Consider the following 16,392-nt stretch of genomic DNA (forward strand, 5'->3'; position numbering starts at 1 on the left):
GATGACCGGGTGCGCGAGTCCGGGCTGCACCGGGGAGCTGGCGGCCGAGGACGCGTTCTGCCCGCTGTGCGGCCAGCCCGCCGAGCGCGCCCCGGTGAACGCGGCGCGGCGGGCGGCCCGGCGGCGCGCGCAGCAGGGGACGGCGCCGCAGGGCACCGTGCAGCACGGCACGGCCGCGTACCCGGCGCCCTCGCCGGAGGGCGCAGCGCCCTCGGAGGACACCGCGCCCTCGGAGGGCACGGCGAGGCAGGCGCCGTCGTGGGACCGGACCGCGCCGGGGGCCACGCGCTCCAGCGTGCCCCTGGACTGGACCGCCCAGGCCGACGGCGACGGGTCCGGCCGGTCGGGGGGCATCCCGAACGCCCGGTCCGGCGAGGACACCCGCGCCCAGCTGTTCCCGGCGACGGCCACGAGCGCGACCGCCCCACCCCGCCGCACGTCCCCGCCCGTCGAGCGCGACGGCGGCCAGGCGCGGCGGCCGACGTGGGACGACGACAGCGGCGCGACCGGCGCCTGGCCCGCCGACGAGGCCCCGGACAGCGCGGCCACCGGCGCCTGGTCGTCCGACAGCGCGGCGACCGGCGCGTGGTCCCCGGACGCGGGCCGGGACAGCGCGGCCACCGGCGCCTGGTCACCCGACGCGGGCCCGGACAGCGGCGCGACGGGCGCCTGGTCACCCGACGCGGGCCCGGACAGCGGCGCGACGGGCGCGTGGGCGCCCGAGGCGGACCGGGACAGCGGGGCGACCCGCGCCCGTCCCCCGCGCTTCGACGACGACCCCGACAGCGCCGACAGCGGCGGCACCCGCGCCCAGGCCCCCACCTGGGACGATGACGACGACAGCGGCCCGGCCACCGCCGAGGGCACCGTGCCCGACACCGCCGGTCGTCCCGGCGGCACGGCCGCGTGGCCCGCCACCTGGGGCCGGTCGGTGCGCGGCTCCCGCGACTCCAAGTCGCGCTCGGGCTCCCGCTCCCGAACCGGTTCCGCGGGCTCCGGCTCGTCCAGCGGCCGGACCCGGCGGGGCTCCACCCGGTCCGCAGCCCCGCGCGGCAGGCTCGGCGCGGGCCTGGTCGAGGTGCCGCCGGTGCCCTACCGGGACCCCAAGCAGGCGGTGCTGGTCAACCCCGAGGTGCCCGAGGCCAAGCGGTTCTGCAGCGCCTGCGGCAAGGAGGTCGGGCGCACCCGCTCCGGGCGCCCCGGCCTGGTCGAGGGGTTCTGCACGCACTGCGGCCACGGCTACTCGTTCGCCCCGAAGCTGGCCAGGGGCGAGCTGCTGCACGGCCAGTACGAGGTGCTCGGCTGCCTGGCGCACGGCGGCCTGGGCTGGATCTACCTGGCCGCCGACACCGCGGTGTCCAACCGCTGGGTCGTGCTCAAGGGCCTGCTGGACTCCGGGGACGCCGACGCGAAGGCCGCCGCCGTCGCCGAGCGCCGGTTCCTGGCCGAGGTCGAGCACCCCACCATCGTGAAGATCCACAACTTCGTGCGGCACACCGACCGGCGCACCGGCGACCCCACCGACTACATCGTCATGGAGTACGTCGGCGGCACCACCGTCAAGGACCTGATCAACGACCGGTCGGGCGCGCTGCCGGTGGAGCGGGCCATCGCCTACGCGCTGGAGGTGCTGCCCGCGCTCGGCTACCTGCACGGCGTAGGCCTGCTGTACTGCGACTTCAAGCCGGACAACGTGATCCAGACCGAGGAGCAGCTCAAGCTCATCGACCTGGGCGCGGTGCGCCGCGCCGACGACCGCACCTCCCCCATCTACGGCACCGTCGGCTACCAGGCCCCGGAGATCGGCAAGCGCGGCCCGTCGGTGGCCTCCGACCTGTACACGGTCGGGCGGGCGCTGGCGCTGATGTGCTTCCGCTTCGACTTCCGGGGCAAGCACCTCAAGTCCCTGCCCGACTCGGCCGAGCAGCCGCTGCTGGCCGAGCACGACTCGCTGCGGCGGTTCCTGCTGCGCGCCTGCGACCCGGACCCGGACCGGCGGTTCGCCTCGGCCGGGGAGATGGCCGAGCAGCTCACCGGGGTGCTGCGGGAGGTGCTGGCCGCGCAGGACGGCAGGCAGCGGCCGGGCCTGTCGCGGCAGTTCACGCCGGAGCGGCGCGCGTTCGGCTGCGGCGGCGAGCTGGACCGGGGCGAGGCCGCGCTGGGGCTGGCGGTGCCGCAGGTCGACCTGGGCGACCCGGCGGCGGGCCTGCTGGCCACCACCACCGGCGAGCCGTCCGAGGTGGTGCGCATCCTGCGGCGCGCCCCGGAGGTCACCCTGGAGGTGCGGCTGCGGGTGGTGCGGGCCCTGCTGGACAGCGACCTGCCCGCGCAGGCCCTGGCCGAGCTGGACGCCCTGGACCGGCTGGCCGACGACGACCCGGCCGCGCCCGCCTCCGACGACTGGCGGCCGGACTGGTACCGGGGCCTGATCGCCCTGGCGGGCGGGCGGGTGGCGGCGGCGCGGGAGCTGTTCGACGGGATCGGCGACGTGCTGCCCGGCGAGGCCGCGCCGAAGCTGGCCGCGGCGGTGTGCGCGGAGGCTGCGGGCGAGCACCGGGCGGCGGCCGAGCTGTACCGGGTGGTGTGGCGCACCGACCACGCGCACACCGCCGCCGCGTTCGGCCTGGCCCGCGCGCTGCTGGCGTGCGACGACGACCGGGACGGGGCGGTGGAGGTGCTGCACACGGTGCCGGACACGTCCCGGCACCACGTGGCCGCGCGGGTGAGCGCGGTGCACGTGCTGGCCATGGGCGGTATCGCGGACGTGCTGCGGGCGGGCTCCCTGCTGGAGCCGCTCGCGCTGGACGCGGGACGTCGGGCCGAGCTGACCGCGGAGCTGCTGGCGGCGGCGCTGGCCGTCCCGGCGGAGGACCGCAGGGTGAGCGCGCGGCTGCTGGGCTGCGCGGTCACCGACAAGGGGCTGCGGCTCGGTCTGGAGCGCAGCTACCGGCTGCTCGCCAGGCTCGCCGACACCCCGGAGGAACGGATAGCGCTGGTCGACCGCGCGAACGCGGTCCGGCCGAGGACACTGGTGTGATCATGGATGCTTGCCCCGAGTGCGCCGCCCCCGTGACGGCGCAAGACCGGTTCTGCGCGGCCTGTGGCCGCAACCTGCGCCTGCGGCGCACCCCCGTCGGAGGGCCGCCCGCCCTGCCCGACGAGCGGTGCCCGTGCGGGGAGGGCGACTACGGGGAGGACGGCGCCTGCCCGCAGTGCGGCAGAACCCGGCCGTCGCCGCGCGACCGCGTCGAGTTCACCCTTCCCGGCGTGGCCGGGGTGAGCGACCGGGGGAGGCGGCGCAAGCGCAACGAGGACTCGATGGCGTTCGGCCGGGCGCGCGGGCGCGGGCTGGCGGTGGTGGTGTGCGACGGGGTCGCGTCCTCCGAGCGCGCCGAGCAGGCCTCGCAGCTGGCCGCCGACACGGCGCTGGACGTGCTGCTGACCGGGGTGCTGGCCGGGTCGGACACCGAGCAGGCCACCACCGACGCGGCGACCTCGGCGGGCGCGGCGGTGAGCAGGCTGGCCAGGCCGGAGGCCCCGGAGCTGGCGCCGTCCTGCACGTTCGTGTCCGCGTCGGTCGGGTTGGACGGCACGGTCACGGTGGGCTGGATCGGCGACAGCCGGGCGTACCTGGTGGCCGAGTCGGGCGCGGCCAGGCTGACCACGGACGACACCTGGGCGGCGCACCTGGTGGCGACCGGGCAGCTCACCGAGGAGGAGGCCAAGACCGACCGGCGGGCGCACGTGCTGTCGCGCTGGCTCGGCTCGGGCGCGGAGAGCTCGACCCCGCAGGTGGTGTCGCTGCGACCGGCGACGGCGGGGGCGCTGGTGCTGTGCAGCGACGGGCTGTGGAACTACCTGCCGGAGCCGGAGCACATCGCGGACGCGCTGCCCCTGGGCGTGCCGCCGCTGGAGGCGGCGCGGAGGTTGGTGGACGTGGCGCTGGAGGCGGGTGGGCACGACAACATCACCGTGGTGGTGGTGCAGCTGCGGGGCGGGGGCTGAGGTTCTCACCCCGTCCCCCGCCCGAGCGGCCTGGTTTCACCCCTGTGGGCGCGGCAACTCCCCGTCGCCGCACCCACAGGTTTGCCCGACCTCGGCCGTTAACCCGTTCGGGCGAGGTAACCTCCCGCTCCTGGGAGGTGACCGGCCGTGGGCGACGTGGTGGACGAGCTGCTGGACCAGTGGGCCGAGGAGCGCCCGGACCTGGACCTGACCCCGCTGGCCGTGCTGACGCGGGTGACCCGCCTGGCCAGGCTCCTGGACCGCGCCCAGCGCGACTTCCTGGCCGCACACCGCCTGGAACCGGGTGAGTTCGACGTCCTCACCACCCTGCGCCGCGCGGGCGGCGAGCGGGGGTTGACGGCGGGCGCGTTCCTGACGTCGTCGCTGGTCACGGCGGGCGCCATCACCAACCGCCTGGACCGCATGACGGCCAAGGGCCTGATCCGGCGCACCCCCGAGCGCAAGGACCGCAGGGTGGTGCGGGTCAGCCTCACCCCGGCGGGCCGCGACCTGGTGGACGCCCTGCTGACCGAGCACGCCGCCCACTGCGCCGACCTGCTGTCCCCGTTGCCGCCGCAGACCCGCGAGCTGGTGGCGGACGCGCTGAGCAGGCTGCTGCAGGCGCACGAGTAGCCCCTGGTCCGCCGCGTTCGCCGCACCCGACCGGGGCTGGACGACGACCGGCTCGCCGACTGCCTGCGCGCGGCGCCCTGCCCCGCCCGTGCCCCCGCAGAACCGCCCCGGCGCCGCTCCGCTTCGGCCATCCTGGCTATTCCCCCTGGTCAGGGCTCGGCACTACAGTCGGGAGTGACCCACCGCACAGCGCACCACCTGGGCGACGCGGCCCGAAAGCGGTTCCCCCGCACCGGCAGCACACCCGTGGAGGCGGTTCGACCGATGAGGGCTGCGGAGAAGCGCAGGTTCGAGCACGACCCCTTCGGGTTCCTCGACGCCCTGCGCGACGACCGCGCCCCGGCCGTGCGGCTGCCGTGGGGCGGGTGGTGCGTGAGCGACGCCGACCTGGCGCGCGAGGTGCTGCGCTCCCCCGAGCACAACTCGGGCCGCTCCGGGTTCTTCGCCGACCTGCTGCCCACCCGGTCCGACCAGGTGCGGGTCGGGCACGCCGCCCGCGACCTGCTGCGCGAGCACCTGTCCGCCTACCGGGCCGCGCTGAGCGCCGCCGTCGCCGAGCTGCCCGCGCGGACCCGCTGGCCCGACGCGGGCACCGACCTGCTGCACCGCTGCCTCGCCGACGTGCTGCTGCGCCCCGGCTCCCCGGACCGGCTGCGGGAGCTCCTCGGGCGGGCCGTGCACGGCGGCGTGCTGTTCCGGGGCGCGAGCGCGTGGCGGCGGGCCCGCGCCGAGGTGCTGCGCGCCCGGTTGCTGACCGCGCTGGCCGAGGAGTCCGCGCGCCGCCGCGCCGAGACCACCGCCCCGCGCGACCTGCTCGACGCGGCCCTGCGCGCCTGCCCGCCGGACGACCGCGTGGTGGCCGGGGTGTACCTGGTGCTGTTCCGCTCGGTGCTGGCCCCGGTCAGCTCGTCGCTGTCCTGGGCGCTGCTGCTGGGCTGCCTGCACCTGGGGCCGCCGCCGTGGCCGCACCCGGTGGAGCACGTGCTGCGCGAGGCCCTGCGGCACCGCCCGATGGTGTGGATGGTCGGCCGGGAGCTGGGCGGCCCGGTCGAGTTCGGCGGCCTGGCCTTCCCGCGCGGCGAACTGCTGTCGGTCAGCCCCTACCTGCTGCACCACGACCGGTCGGGCTGGCGCGACCCCGGCGAGTTCCGCCCCGAGCGCTGGGCGGACCCGACCGGGCGCGGCCTGTACCTGCCGTTCGGGCTGGGCCCCTTCGCGTGCGTGGGCGCGAGCGTCGCCCAGGCGATGGCCGCCGACGCCCTGACCGCGCTGACCGGGGCCGGGCGGGTGGGCGTCGCAGGCGGCGAGACCCGCCCCGTCATGGTCGAGGGCGCGGTCCCCCGCCCGTTCACCACCCACCTGGACCGCGCCGCCGCGCGCCCGACGACCGACAGCGAAGGAGGTGGACCCCCATGATGGCCATGCTCAAGCGCGTCTTCACCGCCACGCCGCCCCAGCGGTGGATCTGGCACTGAGCCGGGTGAGCACGACGACGCGGGCGGCGGCGCGCTCACCCGGCCCGCCGCCCGCACCGCTCCCGCAGCTCGGCGATCACCGCCTTCCCGCGCGCGTCCGCCGCCCGCAGCAGCGGCCGGGGGTGGCGCGTGCGCCTGACCAGCGTCCCGGCGACCTCGACCACCTCCGCCTCGCCCCGGGAGACCGCTTGGGCGTGCTTGCCCGACGACCGGCACCAGGTGGACCACCGCGATGTCATGGGCCGGCCGCAACTGCACAGGGCTGAGGAACGTCAGGTCGGCCATGAAGGTGGCGACCCCGGCCGGGACGGTGAGCGCGCCGACCGCGGACACCCCCGGCCGCCACGGCGGCGTCGATCGCGGCGGGCAACGTCGCCGGGTCGTCCACGTCGCCCACGACCGGCTCCGCGCCGGGCACCACCGCGTTCACCCTGCGCACCAGCGCCCGGAACGGGACCCCGACCTCGCCGACGCCCCCCTGGTCAAGGCCCTGTCCGCCCTGGGCGACCCGGTCCGCCTGGCCGTCGTGCGCGAGCTCGGCGACGGCCGGGAGCACCAGGGCGCGCGGTTCGACGTGCCCGTCTCCCAGTCGACCCTGAGCCACCACTTCACGATCCTGCGCAACGCGGGCGTGGTGCGCGTCCGGCCGGAGGGCGCCCGCTGCTGGCACTCGCTGCGCCCGGAGTTCGAGGAGCGCTTCCCCGGCCTCCTCGCGACCGTCCTCGCCCTGCACTGGAAAGGGGCCCCACCACCCGGTGAGGCCCCTCCCCGAGAACGACGAACCGCCGGTCAGCCCGCCACGACGCCCCCGGCGAACGCCCCGGCCCGCCACTGGTCCACCGCCGGCGTGAGGTAGTCGGCCAGCACCGGCAGCTGCGGCGCCAGCGTCAGGCACGCGATGATCCGCAACTTCCCCACCGCGTCCACGAACGCCAGCACGTCCGCGTCCAGCTCCCTGATCCCGACCTCCCGCGCCCCCTCGTCGTACGCGGGCGCCAGCGGCCCGAGCCCGCCCAGGTCCCACTCCACGGGCCCGAGGGTGACCATCTCGAAGTCCGAGTACCGGTCCCCGTCGACCCCGTGGAAGATGTTCGCGGGCGGCGAGTCGCCGTGCACCGGCTGGAGGTCGACGCCGGGGAACCGCGCCTCGAACGCCTCCCGCGACCGCACCAGAGGCTCCAGCACCTCCCACTCGCGCACCGCCCGCTCCAGGTCGTCGGCGGCCAGCAGGTCCGGCCGACCGGCCAGCTCGGCCAGCGCCGCCGTGACGAACTCCGGCTCCGCCGAGGACAGGAACGCCAGCTCACCGGGGTAGTCGCGCAACGCCGCGTGCAACCGCGCCGTGCTCTCGGTGTTGGCCGCGTAGTCCGGCTCCCGTCCCCGGTCCTGCTCGACGTACGCCCAGAACGTCATGGAGAACCCACCCCGCCGCACCGGCTCGGCGGGCGTCAGCGGGCTGGGCTCGATCACCGGCACCCCGCGCCCGGCCAGCCACGAGGCGACCGCCAGCTCGTCCCGCTGCCGCGCGGCGAGCGAGTCGAGCGTGGTCGTGGCGGGCAGCACGACGGGGATGCGGGCCACGACGGGCGAGGGCGCGAGGTGCACGACGACGGAGAACAGCTCGTACAGCACCTCGGCCTCGCCGACGTCCAGCCCGAGCTCCCGACCGGCCTCGACGGCCGCGTCGAGCGCGGCGGCGGTGCGTGCGGCGGTGTCCTGCGGTGTTGCGAAACCGGTCATGGCGGGATGATCCCACCGCGACGGGCGGACGGGCCACCGGTTATCCGATCACCCGACGCGCACCAGCACCTTGCCCCGGCTGCTCCCCCGCAGCACCCGCTCCAGCGCCTCGGGCGCGTTCTCCAGCCCCTCCACCACGTCCTGCTCGTACCGCAGCCGCCCGTCCGCGATCCGCGCGGCCAGCTCACCGGTGATCTCCCCGAACCGCTGCGCGTGGTCGGTCACCAGGAACCCGCGCACCGACACCCGCTGCTCCAGCACCTCCACCAGGTTCCGCACGCCCCACCGCCGCGCCGGGTCCCCGCTGTAGTCGGCGATCATCCCGCACAGCGCCACCCTGGCCCCGGTCCCCAACCGGGTCAGCACGTGGTCGAACACCTCGCCCCCGGCGTTCTCCACGTCCGCGTCCACCCCGTCGGGCGTCGCCGCGTCCAGCAGCTCGCGCCAGCGCGGGTCGTGCCGGTCCACGCACGCGTCGAACCCCAGCTCCTGCACCACGTGCCGGCACTTGTCCGCCCCGCCCGCGATCCCGACCACCCGCGCGCCCCGCTCGCGCGCCAGCTGCCCGGCGATCGACCCGACCGCGCCCCCGGCGGCCGACACCACGACGGTGCGCCCCGGCCGGGGGTCGGCGATCTCCACCGCCAGCCAGGCGGTGATCCCGGTCAGCCCGAGCACCCCGAGCAGCTCCTCGGGACCGGCGGGCAGCGGGTCCGGCAGCACCTGGAACGGCCCCTCCAGCTCCCGGTCGTCGGCCACCCGGTAGTCCTGCCAGCCGGTCATGCCCAGCACGTGCGCCCCCACCGGCAGGTCCGCCCGCCGCGAGGCCACCACCCGCCCGAGCCCGAAGCCCCGCATCACCGCGCCGACCTCCACCGGGGGCAGGTCGCTGCGGATCTCGCTCATGAACACCCGGTTCGACGGGTCCACCGACAGCACCAGCGTGCGCACCAGCGCCTGCCCGTCGCGCAGCTCCCCGACCGGTTCGCGCACCAGCTCCAGCGCGGCCTCGTCCGCCACCCCGGCGGGCCTCCCGCGCAGCCGGAACGCCCGGTTGACCAGCTCGTCCACGTCAGCCTCCTCGCGGCCCCGACCTCCGGGGCCCGAGACCGAGTCTGGGCGCGCGGCGGGCGCGGGTCCGCGTACGGGGACGCCGTCCGGGGGTACCGGGACGCCACCTCACCCCCGGTGGCGGGCCCGGTACTCGTGCGGGGAGACCCCGTGCACCGCGCGGAAGCGCCGGTTGAGGTGGCTGGTGTCGAAGAACCCCCACCGCCGCGCCAGCGCGGCCACCGTCGAGTCCCCGGTCAGCAGCTCCTCCCGGACCCGCGCGACCCGCTTGGCCCGCAGCACCCCGGAGAACGTCTCGCCGCCCGCGCTGAACAGCCGCCCCAGGGTGCGCACCGAGACGCCGTGCGCGGCGGCGACCTCGTCCACGCCCAGGTCGGACCGCCCGAGCCGGGCGTCCAGGTACCGCTCCACCGCCGCACGCCGGGCGGGCGCGAGCGCCTGCGGGTCCAGCGGCGACTCGGGTTGCAGCGCGCCCCAGCCGAGTTCGAGCAGGGCGTTGCGCGCGGCCACGGCGGGTCCCGGCGCGAGGTCGGGCAGCAGCGGCGCCAGCGACTCCAGGTACCCGGCGAGCAACCGCACCGCCGGGACGCGGCCGGGGCGTGGGCGCCCGATCACCAGCGGGCAGCCCACGTCCTCCAGCACGTCGCGGGGGATCAGCACGCTGCGGGTGGCCACCGGCCCGGCCGCGGCGAACCGCGCCGGGCTGCGGCTCTCCCACGCGACCGCGTCACCGGCCCGCAGCACCCACTCCCGCCCGCCCTGGGCGAACACCTCGCTGCCCGAGCGCACGATCCGCGCGACGAAGTGGTCCCCGTCGCCCGCCGCGACCTGCCGGGGGCCGCGCACCCCGGCGAACGCCCCCGACTCCCAGTCGACGACGGTCAGGTCGTCCACCCGGCGCGTGCTCGCGGCCCCGGAGAACCCCGCCGCGTCGGCCACCCGCGCCGCCCACGGCAGCGGCCCGGAGGCGAGCTCCCGCTCCCAGGCCCGCGCGTCGAGCCCGGCGACCGGCGCCGGGCCGCTCACCGGGGAACCGCGTCCAGCGCCTTGAAGATCCGCTTGTCCGACACCGTGTACCGGGCCCCGATGGTCTGCGCGAAGTAGCTCACCCGCAGCTCCTCGATCATCCACCGGACCTCGTCCAGCCCCGGCTGGGGCTCGTCGGCGGGCAGCTTGGCCCGCAGGTCCCGGTACTCGGCGTGCACGGCGTGCACCCGGTCCATCCACTCCTGGTCCCGCCGCACGTCCCGCCCGAGCTTCTCGACCCGGACCGCGATGCCCTTCAGGTACCGCACCACGTCGTCCAACCGGGCGGCCCCGGCCTCGGCGACGAACCCGGCGTGCACCAGCCCGCTCAGCTGGGCCCGCGCGTCGGCCAGCGACTCCTCGACCCCCGGCCCGCGCACCGCCCCGATGGCCAGCTCGACCTCCTGGGCCGCGTCCAGGACCTTGCGGACCCGCCCGACGACCTCGAAGACCGCCTCGCCCAACCCGACCCGGACCTTCTCGGTCAGCGCGGCGAAGGCGTCCTGCTTCCACACCGGCCCGCCCGCGTCGGCCACCAGCTTGTCCACGGCCGCCGCGATGCAGTCCGCCAGCAGCGGGGCGACCCCGCCGTGCGGGTTGCGGGTCAGCGTCAGCTTCTCCGAGTTGGTCAGCCCGCGCTGGAGCAGCTTCACCGGCGAGGGCACGTTCAGCGTGATCAACCGCCGGGTCCCCAGCCGCATGGCGTGCGCCTGCCGCCCTGGGGTGTCCAGGATCTCCACGGCCGCGCTGGTCCCCTTGTCCACCAGCGCCGGGTACGCGGTGACCACGATCCCGGACCGCTCGCGCCGCACCGCGCGGGGCAGGTCGCCGAAGTCCCAGCGCACCACCCCGGTGCGCGCCAGGCTCCCCGCGGCCTCGGCCAGGCTGGCCCGCAGCCGCTGCTTGAGCCGCAGCTTCAGCGCCGCCGGGTCCTTGCCGACGGCCAGCTCCTCGCCCGCCTCGCCGACCACCTGGAAGGTCAACCGCAGGTGGTCGGGGACCTGGTCGAGGTTCCACTCCTCGCGCGGCACCACGACCCCGGTGAGCGCCCGCAGCTCCCGCTCCAGCGCGGGCAGCAGCGCCTCGTCCACCTTGATCCGCGACAGCGCCGCCGCCGCCACGTCCGGCACCGGCACGAAGTTGCGCCGCACCGGCTTGGGCAGCGACCGGATCAGCGCCACCACCAGCTCGGTCCGCAGGCCGGGGATCTGCCACGACAGCGCGTCGTCCGGGACCTTCGTCAGCGCGGGCAGCGGCAACCGGACCGTCACGCCGTCCCCGCCGACCCCCGGCTCGAACCGGTAGGACAGCGAGAACGTCAGCCCACCCCGGTCCATCTGGTCCGGGTAGGCCTCGGGCTCCACCTTCGCCACGTCGTTGACCAGCATCTTCTTGCTGAACGTCAACAGCTCGGCGTCCTCGTGCCGCGCCTTCTTCCACCACGAGTCGAAGTGCCGCGCCGACACCACGTCCGCCGGGACCCGCTCGGCGTAGAAGTCGAAGATCGTCTCCTCGTCGACCACGATGTCCCGCCGCCGCGCCCGGTTCTCCAGCTCCGCGACCTCGGCCAGCAGCTCCTGGTTGCGCGCGTAGAACGCGTGGTGCGTGCTCCACTCCCCCTGCACCAGCGCGTGCCGGATGAACAGCTCCCGCGACAGCTCGGGGTCGATCCGCCCGTAGTTCACCCGCCGGGCGGCCACGATCGGCACCCCGTACAGGGTCACCTTCTCGCTCGCCACGACCGCGCCGCGCTTGGCGTCCCACCGGGGCTCGCTGTAGGTGCGCTTGACCAGGTGCTCGGCCAGCCGCTCCGCCCACTCCGGCTCGATCTTCGCGACCGTGCGCCCCCACAGCCGGGAGGTCTCCACCAGCTCGGCGGCCATGACCCACTGCGGCGGCTGCTTGCTCAGCGCCGAGCCGGGGAACACCGCGAACCGCGCCCCCCGCGCCCCCAGGAACTCGGCGAGCTGCCGCCTGCCCTGCTCCTTCTTCCCCTGCTCCCGCTTGGGCACGTCCTTGAGCCCGATGTGCGAGAGCAGCCCCGCCAGCAGGCTCACGTGGATGTTGCGCGACTCGCCCGGCTCGGTGTTGACGTGCACCCCGAGCGTCTTGGCGACCTGCCGCAGCTGCGCGTACACGTCCTGCCACTCGCGCACCCGCAGGTAGTTCAGGAACTCCGCGCGGCACATCCTGCGGAACTGGTTCGAGGAGCGCTCCTTCTGCTGCTCCTTCAGGTACTCCCACAGCGTCAGGTACGAGGTGAAGTCCGACCCCGCGTCCTTGAACCGGGCGTGCTGCTCGTCGGCGGCCTGCTGCTTGTCGGCGGGCCGCTCGCGCGGGTCCTGGATGGACAGCGCCGCCGCGATCACCATGACCTCGCGCACGCACCCGTTGCGGTCGGCCTCCACGACCATCCGCGCGAGCCTCGGGTCGATCGGCAGCTGCGCGAGCTTGCGCCCCAGCGGCGTCAGCTCCCGCCCCGGCGTGGGCGCCAGCGCCCCCAGCTCCTGGAGCAGCTGCACGCCGTCGGCGATGTTGCGCGACTCCGGCGGGTCGATGAACGGGAACCCGGCGATGTCGCCGAGCCCGATCGAGGTCATCTGCAGGATGACCGACGCCAGGTTGGTGCGCAGGATCTCCGGGTCGGTGAACTCCGGGCGCGCCAGGAAGTCGTCCTCGGAGTACAGCCGCACGCAGATGCCCTCGGACACCCGGCCGCAGCGCCCCTTGCGCTGGTTGGCCGAGGCCTGCGACACCGGTTCGATGGGCAGGCGCTGCACCTTGAGCCGGTGGCTGTAGCGGGAGACGCGGGCGGTGCCGGGGTCGATCACGTACTTGATGCCGGGCACGGTCAGCGAGGTCTCGGCCACGTTCGTGGCCAGCACGACCCGCCTGCCCCGGTGCGGCTGGAACACCCGGTGCTGCTCGGCGAACGACAGCCGCGCGAACAGCGGCAGCACCTCGGTGTCGCGCAGCTTGAGCGCGTTCAGGGCGTCGGCGGTGTCGCGGATCTCCCGCTCGCCGGACAGGAACACCAGCACGTCGCCGGGCCCCTCGGCCTGGAGCTCGCGCACGGCGTCGCAGATGCCCCTGGTCTGGTCGCGGTCCGGGTCGGCCTCGGGGTCCTCCGGGTCGACCAGCGGCCGGTAGCGCACCTCGACCGGGTAGGTGCGGCCGGAGACCTCGATGACGGGCGCGTCGGAGAAGTGCCGGGAGAAGCGCTGCGGGTCGATGGTCGCCGAGGTGATGACGACCTTCAGGTCCGGGCGCTGGGGGAGCAGCTGCTTGAGGTAGCCGAGGAGGAAGTCGACGTTGAGGCTGCGCTCGTGCGCCTCGTCGATGATGATCGTGTCGTAGCGGGAGAGCATCCGGTCGGTCTGGAGCTCGGCGAGCAGGATGCCGTCGGTCATCAGCTTGACCAGCGTGTCGTCGCCGGACTGGTCGGTGAACCGGACCTTGTAGCCGACCGCCGCGCCCAGCTCGGTGCCCAGCTCCTCGGCGACGCGCTCGGCGACGGTGCGGGCGGCGAGCCTGCGCGGCTGGGTGTGCCCGATCTGGCCGAGGACGCCCCGGCCCAGCTCCAGGCAGATCTTGGGCAGCTGCGTGGTCTTGCCCGACCCGGTCTCACCGGCCACGACCACCACCTGGTGGTCGCGGATGAGCGCGGCGATCTCGTCCTTGTGCGCGCTCACCGGCAGCTCGGCCGGGTAGGTGATCGTGGGCAGGGCCTCGCGGCGCAGCGCCACCCTCAGCTCGGCCTGGTCGAACTCGGCTGCGATCTCGGCGGCAACCCCCGCGCGTGCCCGCTCGTCGCGCATCTTGCGGACGCCGTCGAGGCGGCGGCGCAGGCGGCGCTGGTCCCGAGTCATGAGCTGGGGCAGGCGTTGCTGCAGGTCGGCGAAAGACGGCGTGTTCATACTGCCCACAAGGATAGTGGGGGCGGCCAGCCGTTATCCGCCAGAACCCCCGCTTCACGCGTGCTTCACGCGTGCTTCACGCGCCGGGCGGGGGTTCCGGGGGCGCGTCCTGGCCCAACGCCCGTGCCCGGAGCCCCGGCCCAGCCCTCCGGCCCACCCCTCCGGCTCAGCGCTCGGAGCGCAACCTCCCCAGCAGCTCGGCGTGCGCGGCCATGACCTCCCGGTGCACGAACGGCCCGTGGCTGATCCGCGCCACCCCCAGCTCCGCCAACCGGGGCGCGGCGGGCGCGGCCGGGGACCTCAGCACGTTGACCGGCAGCCCGGCGCCACCGACGAACTCCCCGATGCCCGCCTCGTCGGCGAGACCGATCGGGTACACGCAGTCCGCGCCCGCCGCCGCGTACAGCCGGGCCCTGCGCAGCGCCTCCGCGACGTCCCCGCCCAGCAGGAAGACGTCGATCCGGGCGTTGATCACCAGGTCGGGGTCGGCCGCGCGCAGTTCCCGCAGGTAGTCGGCGTGCCGGTCGGCGTCCAGCAGCTCCCGCTCCTCCAGCGAGTCCTCCACGTTGCACCCGACCGCGCCCGCCTGCGCCAGCCGCCCGGCCAGCTCCGCGGCGCCCAGGCCGTACCCGTGCTCGACGTCGGCGGTGACCGGGACCGCGACCGCCGAGGCGATGCGGGCGATCGCGGCGAACGCCTCGTCCACCGGCATCGCCTCCCCGTCCGGGTAGCCCAGGGTCGCGGACACCGCGGCGCTGGCCGTGGCGACCGCGCCGAACCCGGCCCGCTCGACGGCGAGCGCGGACGGCACGTCCCAGGCGTTGGGCAGCACGAGCGGGTCGCCGGGCACGTGCAGCGCCCGCAGCGCGGCGGCCGGGGCGGAGCGTTCGGTGATCATGGTGCGACCGTAGGGCACCGCGCGCCCGGATCCGCGCCGAACCGCACCGGACGGTCCGGACCGACCGCTGCGTCCACGTCCGGGTGAGAGCAGACTCGACGGGGTGAAGCTGACCGCGACCGTCCTCGACACCACCGACCCCAAGGGGCTTGCGCTGTTCTACGGCGCGCTGCTCGGCTGGGAGATCGCCACCGACGAGGAGGAGTGGGTGACGCTGCGCGACCCGGCGGGCGGCGCGGGCCTGGCGTTCCAGACCGAGCCCGCCCACCGACCGCCGGTGTGGCCCGCCGCCGAGGGCGACCAGCGGATGATGATGCACCTGGACGTCGAGGTGACCGACCTGGCGGCCGGGGTGGCGCGGGCCCTGGAGCTGGGCGCCGTCCTGGCCGAGCACCAGCCGCAGGCGGACGTGCGCGTGCTCCTGGACCCGGCAGGCCACCCGTTCTGCCTGTGGGTGCCGCGGGCGTGACCACCCCGCGCCGCCACCCCCGTCCCGGTTCGGCCGCACCCCCGCCGCCACCTGGCGGACACCCCCGGTGGTCCCGGAGGGCGACCGCCGATGCGCACAGCGTCGTTAACAGTAAACAGCCGTCCGACGACCGGCCTGGGCCGGAGGTCGCAGCCGATTCCCCCTCACGCGTGCTTGCCCGCTGTGTTTCCAGCGTGTTTCCGCGTCGTTTGAGCTGCGCTTTTCCGGGGTTCACCCACCCCGCTGGGCCGCTCGACCGCACCCGAACGGGACAACTCCACACCGGTTCTTAAATTGCGGGACCGCGCTCACCAGCACGTTTCCCGCCATACGATCAGATCGCCCGACCACCAGATCGCCCGACCACCCGGACGGTGGGGCGAGCACAGGACCAGTGGCCCCCGGCCCACCCTGCCCCGGCCGGGGGCCACCCTCTCCTCACGCCCCGGTGGTGCCCCCGACGACCGCGTCCGAGGACGCCGGCTTCTCGATCGGGGGGACCACGTCGGCCAGGTCGCCGCCGTTGTCGTTGACCCGCAGCACGAACGGCCGGGTCTCGGTGTACCGGACCACCGACAGCGACGCCGGGTCGACCACGATCCGCTGGAACCCGTCCAGGTGCGCGCCCAGCGCGTCCGCCAGCAGCGACTTGATCACGTCGCCGTGGCTGCACGCCAGCCACACCGCGCCGGGCCCGAACTCCCCGGTGATCCGCGCGTCGTGCGCCCGCACCGCCGCCACCGCCCTGGCCTGCACCCGCGCCAGCCCCTCGCCGCCGGGGAACACCGCGGCGGACGGGTGCTGCTGCACCACCTTCCACAGCGGCTCCTGCAGCAGCTCCTTGATGGGCCTGCCGGTCCAGTCGCCGTACTCGACCTCGGCCAGGTCCGGCTCGACGGCGGCGGTGAGGCCGCGCTCGGCCAGCAGCGGCTCCAGGGTCTGCCCGCAGCGCTCCAGCGGCGAGGTCACCACCGCGTCCAGGCGCACCCCGGCGAGCCGGTCCACGAGCGCGCGGGCCTGCCGCTCGCCGTCCTCCGCGAGCCGCACCCCCGGTTGCCTGCCCGCCAGGATCGCGGAGCCGTTGGCGGTCGAGCGCGCGTGCCGCAGAAGGATCACAGTAGCCACGCTGCCAGCCTAAATCGCCCCGCGAACCGATCA

13 protein-coding genes are annotated in these 16,392 nt (G+C 75.7%); 6 read left to right on the forward strand and 7 right to left on the reverse strand.

The window, feature by feature from the left end; translation table 11 throughout:
• The first annotated feature begins 1 nt into the window (after window position 1).
• From AMIR_RS17500 to AMIR_RS17515, 4 genes are all read left to right on the forward strand, one after another.
• Window positions 2-3,037: a tetratricopeptide repeat protein gene (locus AMIR_RS17500; protein WP_015802291.1), complete on the forward strand. Its 3,036-nt coding sequence runs from the start codon at window positions 2-4 to the stop codon at window positions 3,035-3,037.
• A 2-nt stretch (window positions 3,038-3,039) separates the two neighbouring features.
• Window positions 3,040-4,005 (forward strand): PP2C family protein-serine/threonine phosphatase, encoded by a 966-nt coding sequence (locus tag AMIR_RS17505; RefSeq protein WP_118948354.1) that lies wholly within the window; start codon window positions 3,040-3,042, stop codon window positions 4,003-4,005.
• Between the two features lie 147 nt (window positions 4,006-4,152).
• The gene (locus AMIR_RS17510; protein ID WP_015802293.1) at window positions 4,153-4,638 is read left to right on the forward strand and encodes a MarR family winged helix-turn-helix transcriptional regulator; all 486 of its coding nucleotides are present in this window, start codon (window positions 4,153-4,155) and stop codon (window positions 4,636-4,638) included.
• Between the two features lie 264 nt (window positions 4,639-4,902).
• A complete protein-coding gene (locus tag AMIR_RS17515; RefSeq protein ID WP_015802294.1) occupies window positions 4,903-6,054 on the forward strand; it encodes a cytochrome P450 in 1,152 nt (383 codons plus the stop codon).
• Between the two features lie 94 nt (window positions 6,055-6,148).
• Here the strand turns inward: AMIR_RS17515 and AMIR_RS17520 are convergent, their stop codons facing one another.
• Window positions 6,149-6,352, reverse strand: a complete 204-nt coding sequence (locus AMIR_RS17520) for a hypothetical protein (protein WP_041836828.1) — start codon at window positions 6,350-6,352, stop codon at window positions 6,149-6,151.
• 44 nt (window positions 6,353-6,396) lie between these two features.
• Between AMIR_RS17520 and AMIR_RS43070 the strand changes: the two genes are divergently transcribed.
• Window positions 6,397-6,969, forward strand: a complete 573-nt coding sequence (locus AMIR_RS43070) for an ArsR family transcriptional regulator (protein WP_084798917.1) — start codon at window positions 6,397-6,399, stop codon at window positions 6,967-6,969.
• On the opposite strand, the gene AMIR_RS17530 is transcribed toward AMIR_RS43070, so the two are convergent.
• The 5 genes from AMIR_RS17530 to AMIR_RS17550 form a co-directional block, all read right to left on the reverse strand.
• A complete protein-coding gene (locus AMIR_RS17530; RefSeq protein ID WP_015802295.1) occupies window positions 6,903-7,853 on the reverse strand; it encodes a phosphotransferase in 951 nt (316 codons plus the stop codon). The two genes, AMIR_RS43070 and AMIR_RS17530, sit on opposite strands and share 67 nt — an antisense overlap.
• 48 nt (window positions 7,854-7,901) lie before the next feature.
• Window positions 7,902-8,924 carry an NADP-dependent oxidoreductase gene (locus AMIR_RS17535; protein WP_015802296.1) on the reverse strand — a complete coding sequence of 341 codons (1,023 nt, stop codon included), beginning with the start codon at window positions 8,922-8,924 and terminating at the stop codon, window positions 7,902-7,904.
• Window positions 8,925-9,032: 108 nt separating this feature from the next.
• Window positions 9,033-9,950: an AraC family transcriptional regulator gene (locus AMIR_RS17540; protein ID WP_015802297.1), complete on the reverse strand. Its 918-nt coding sequence runs from the start codon at window positions 9,948-9,950 to the stop codon at window positions 9,033-9,035.
• The gene (gene hrpA, locus AMIR_RS17545) at window positions 9,947-13,867 is read right to left on the reverse strand and encodes an ATP-dependent RNA helicase HrpA (protein ID WP_015802298.1); all 3,921 of its coding nucleotides are present in this window, start codon (window positions 13,865-13,867) and stop codon (window positions 9,947-9,949) included. The genes AMIR_RS17540 and hrpA overlap by 4 nt, the downstream gene beginning before the upstream one ends.
• A gap of 166 nt (window positions 13,868-14,033) precedes the next feature.
• Complete coding sequence (locus AMIR_RS17550) at window positions 14,034-14,765, reverse strand: isocitrate lyase/PEP mutase family protein (RefSeq protein WP_041837929.1); 732 nt, start codon at window positions 14,763-14,765, stop codon at window positions 14,034-14,036.
• A 103-nt stretch (window positions 14,766-14,868) separates the two neighbouring features.
• On the opposite strand from AMIR_RS17550, the gene AMIR_RS17555 reads away from it, so the two are divergent.
• Window positions 14,869-15,234 carry a VOC family protein gene (locus AMIR_RS17555; RefSeq protein WP_015802300.1) on the forward strand — a complete coding sequence of 122 codons (366 nt, stop codon included), beginning with the start codon at window positions 14,869-14,871 and terminating at the stop codon, window positions 15,232-15,234.
• 438 nt (window positions 15,235-15,672) lie between these two features.
• Here the strand turns inward: AMIR_RS17555 and AMIR_RS17560 are convergent, their stop codons facing one another.
• Window positions 15,673-16,359 (reverse strand): histidine phosphatase family protein, encoded by a 687-nt coding sequence (locus AMIR_RS17560; protein ID WP_015802301.1) that lies wholly within the window; start codon window positions 16,357-16,359, stop codon window positions 15,673-15,675.
• Between the last annotated feature and the right edge of the window lie 33 nt (window positions 16,360-16,392).

Origin of the sequence: Actinosynnema mirum DSM 43827 (assembly GCF_000023245.1) — a bacterium.
Classification (GTDB): Bacteria; Actinomycetota; Actinomycetes; order Mycobacteriales; family Pseudonocardiaceae; genus Actinosynnema; species Actinosynnema mirum.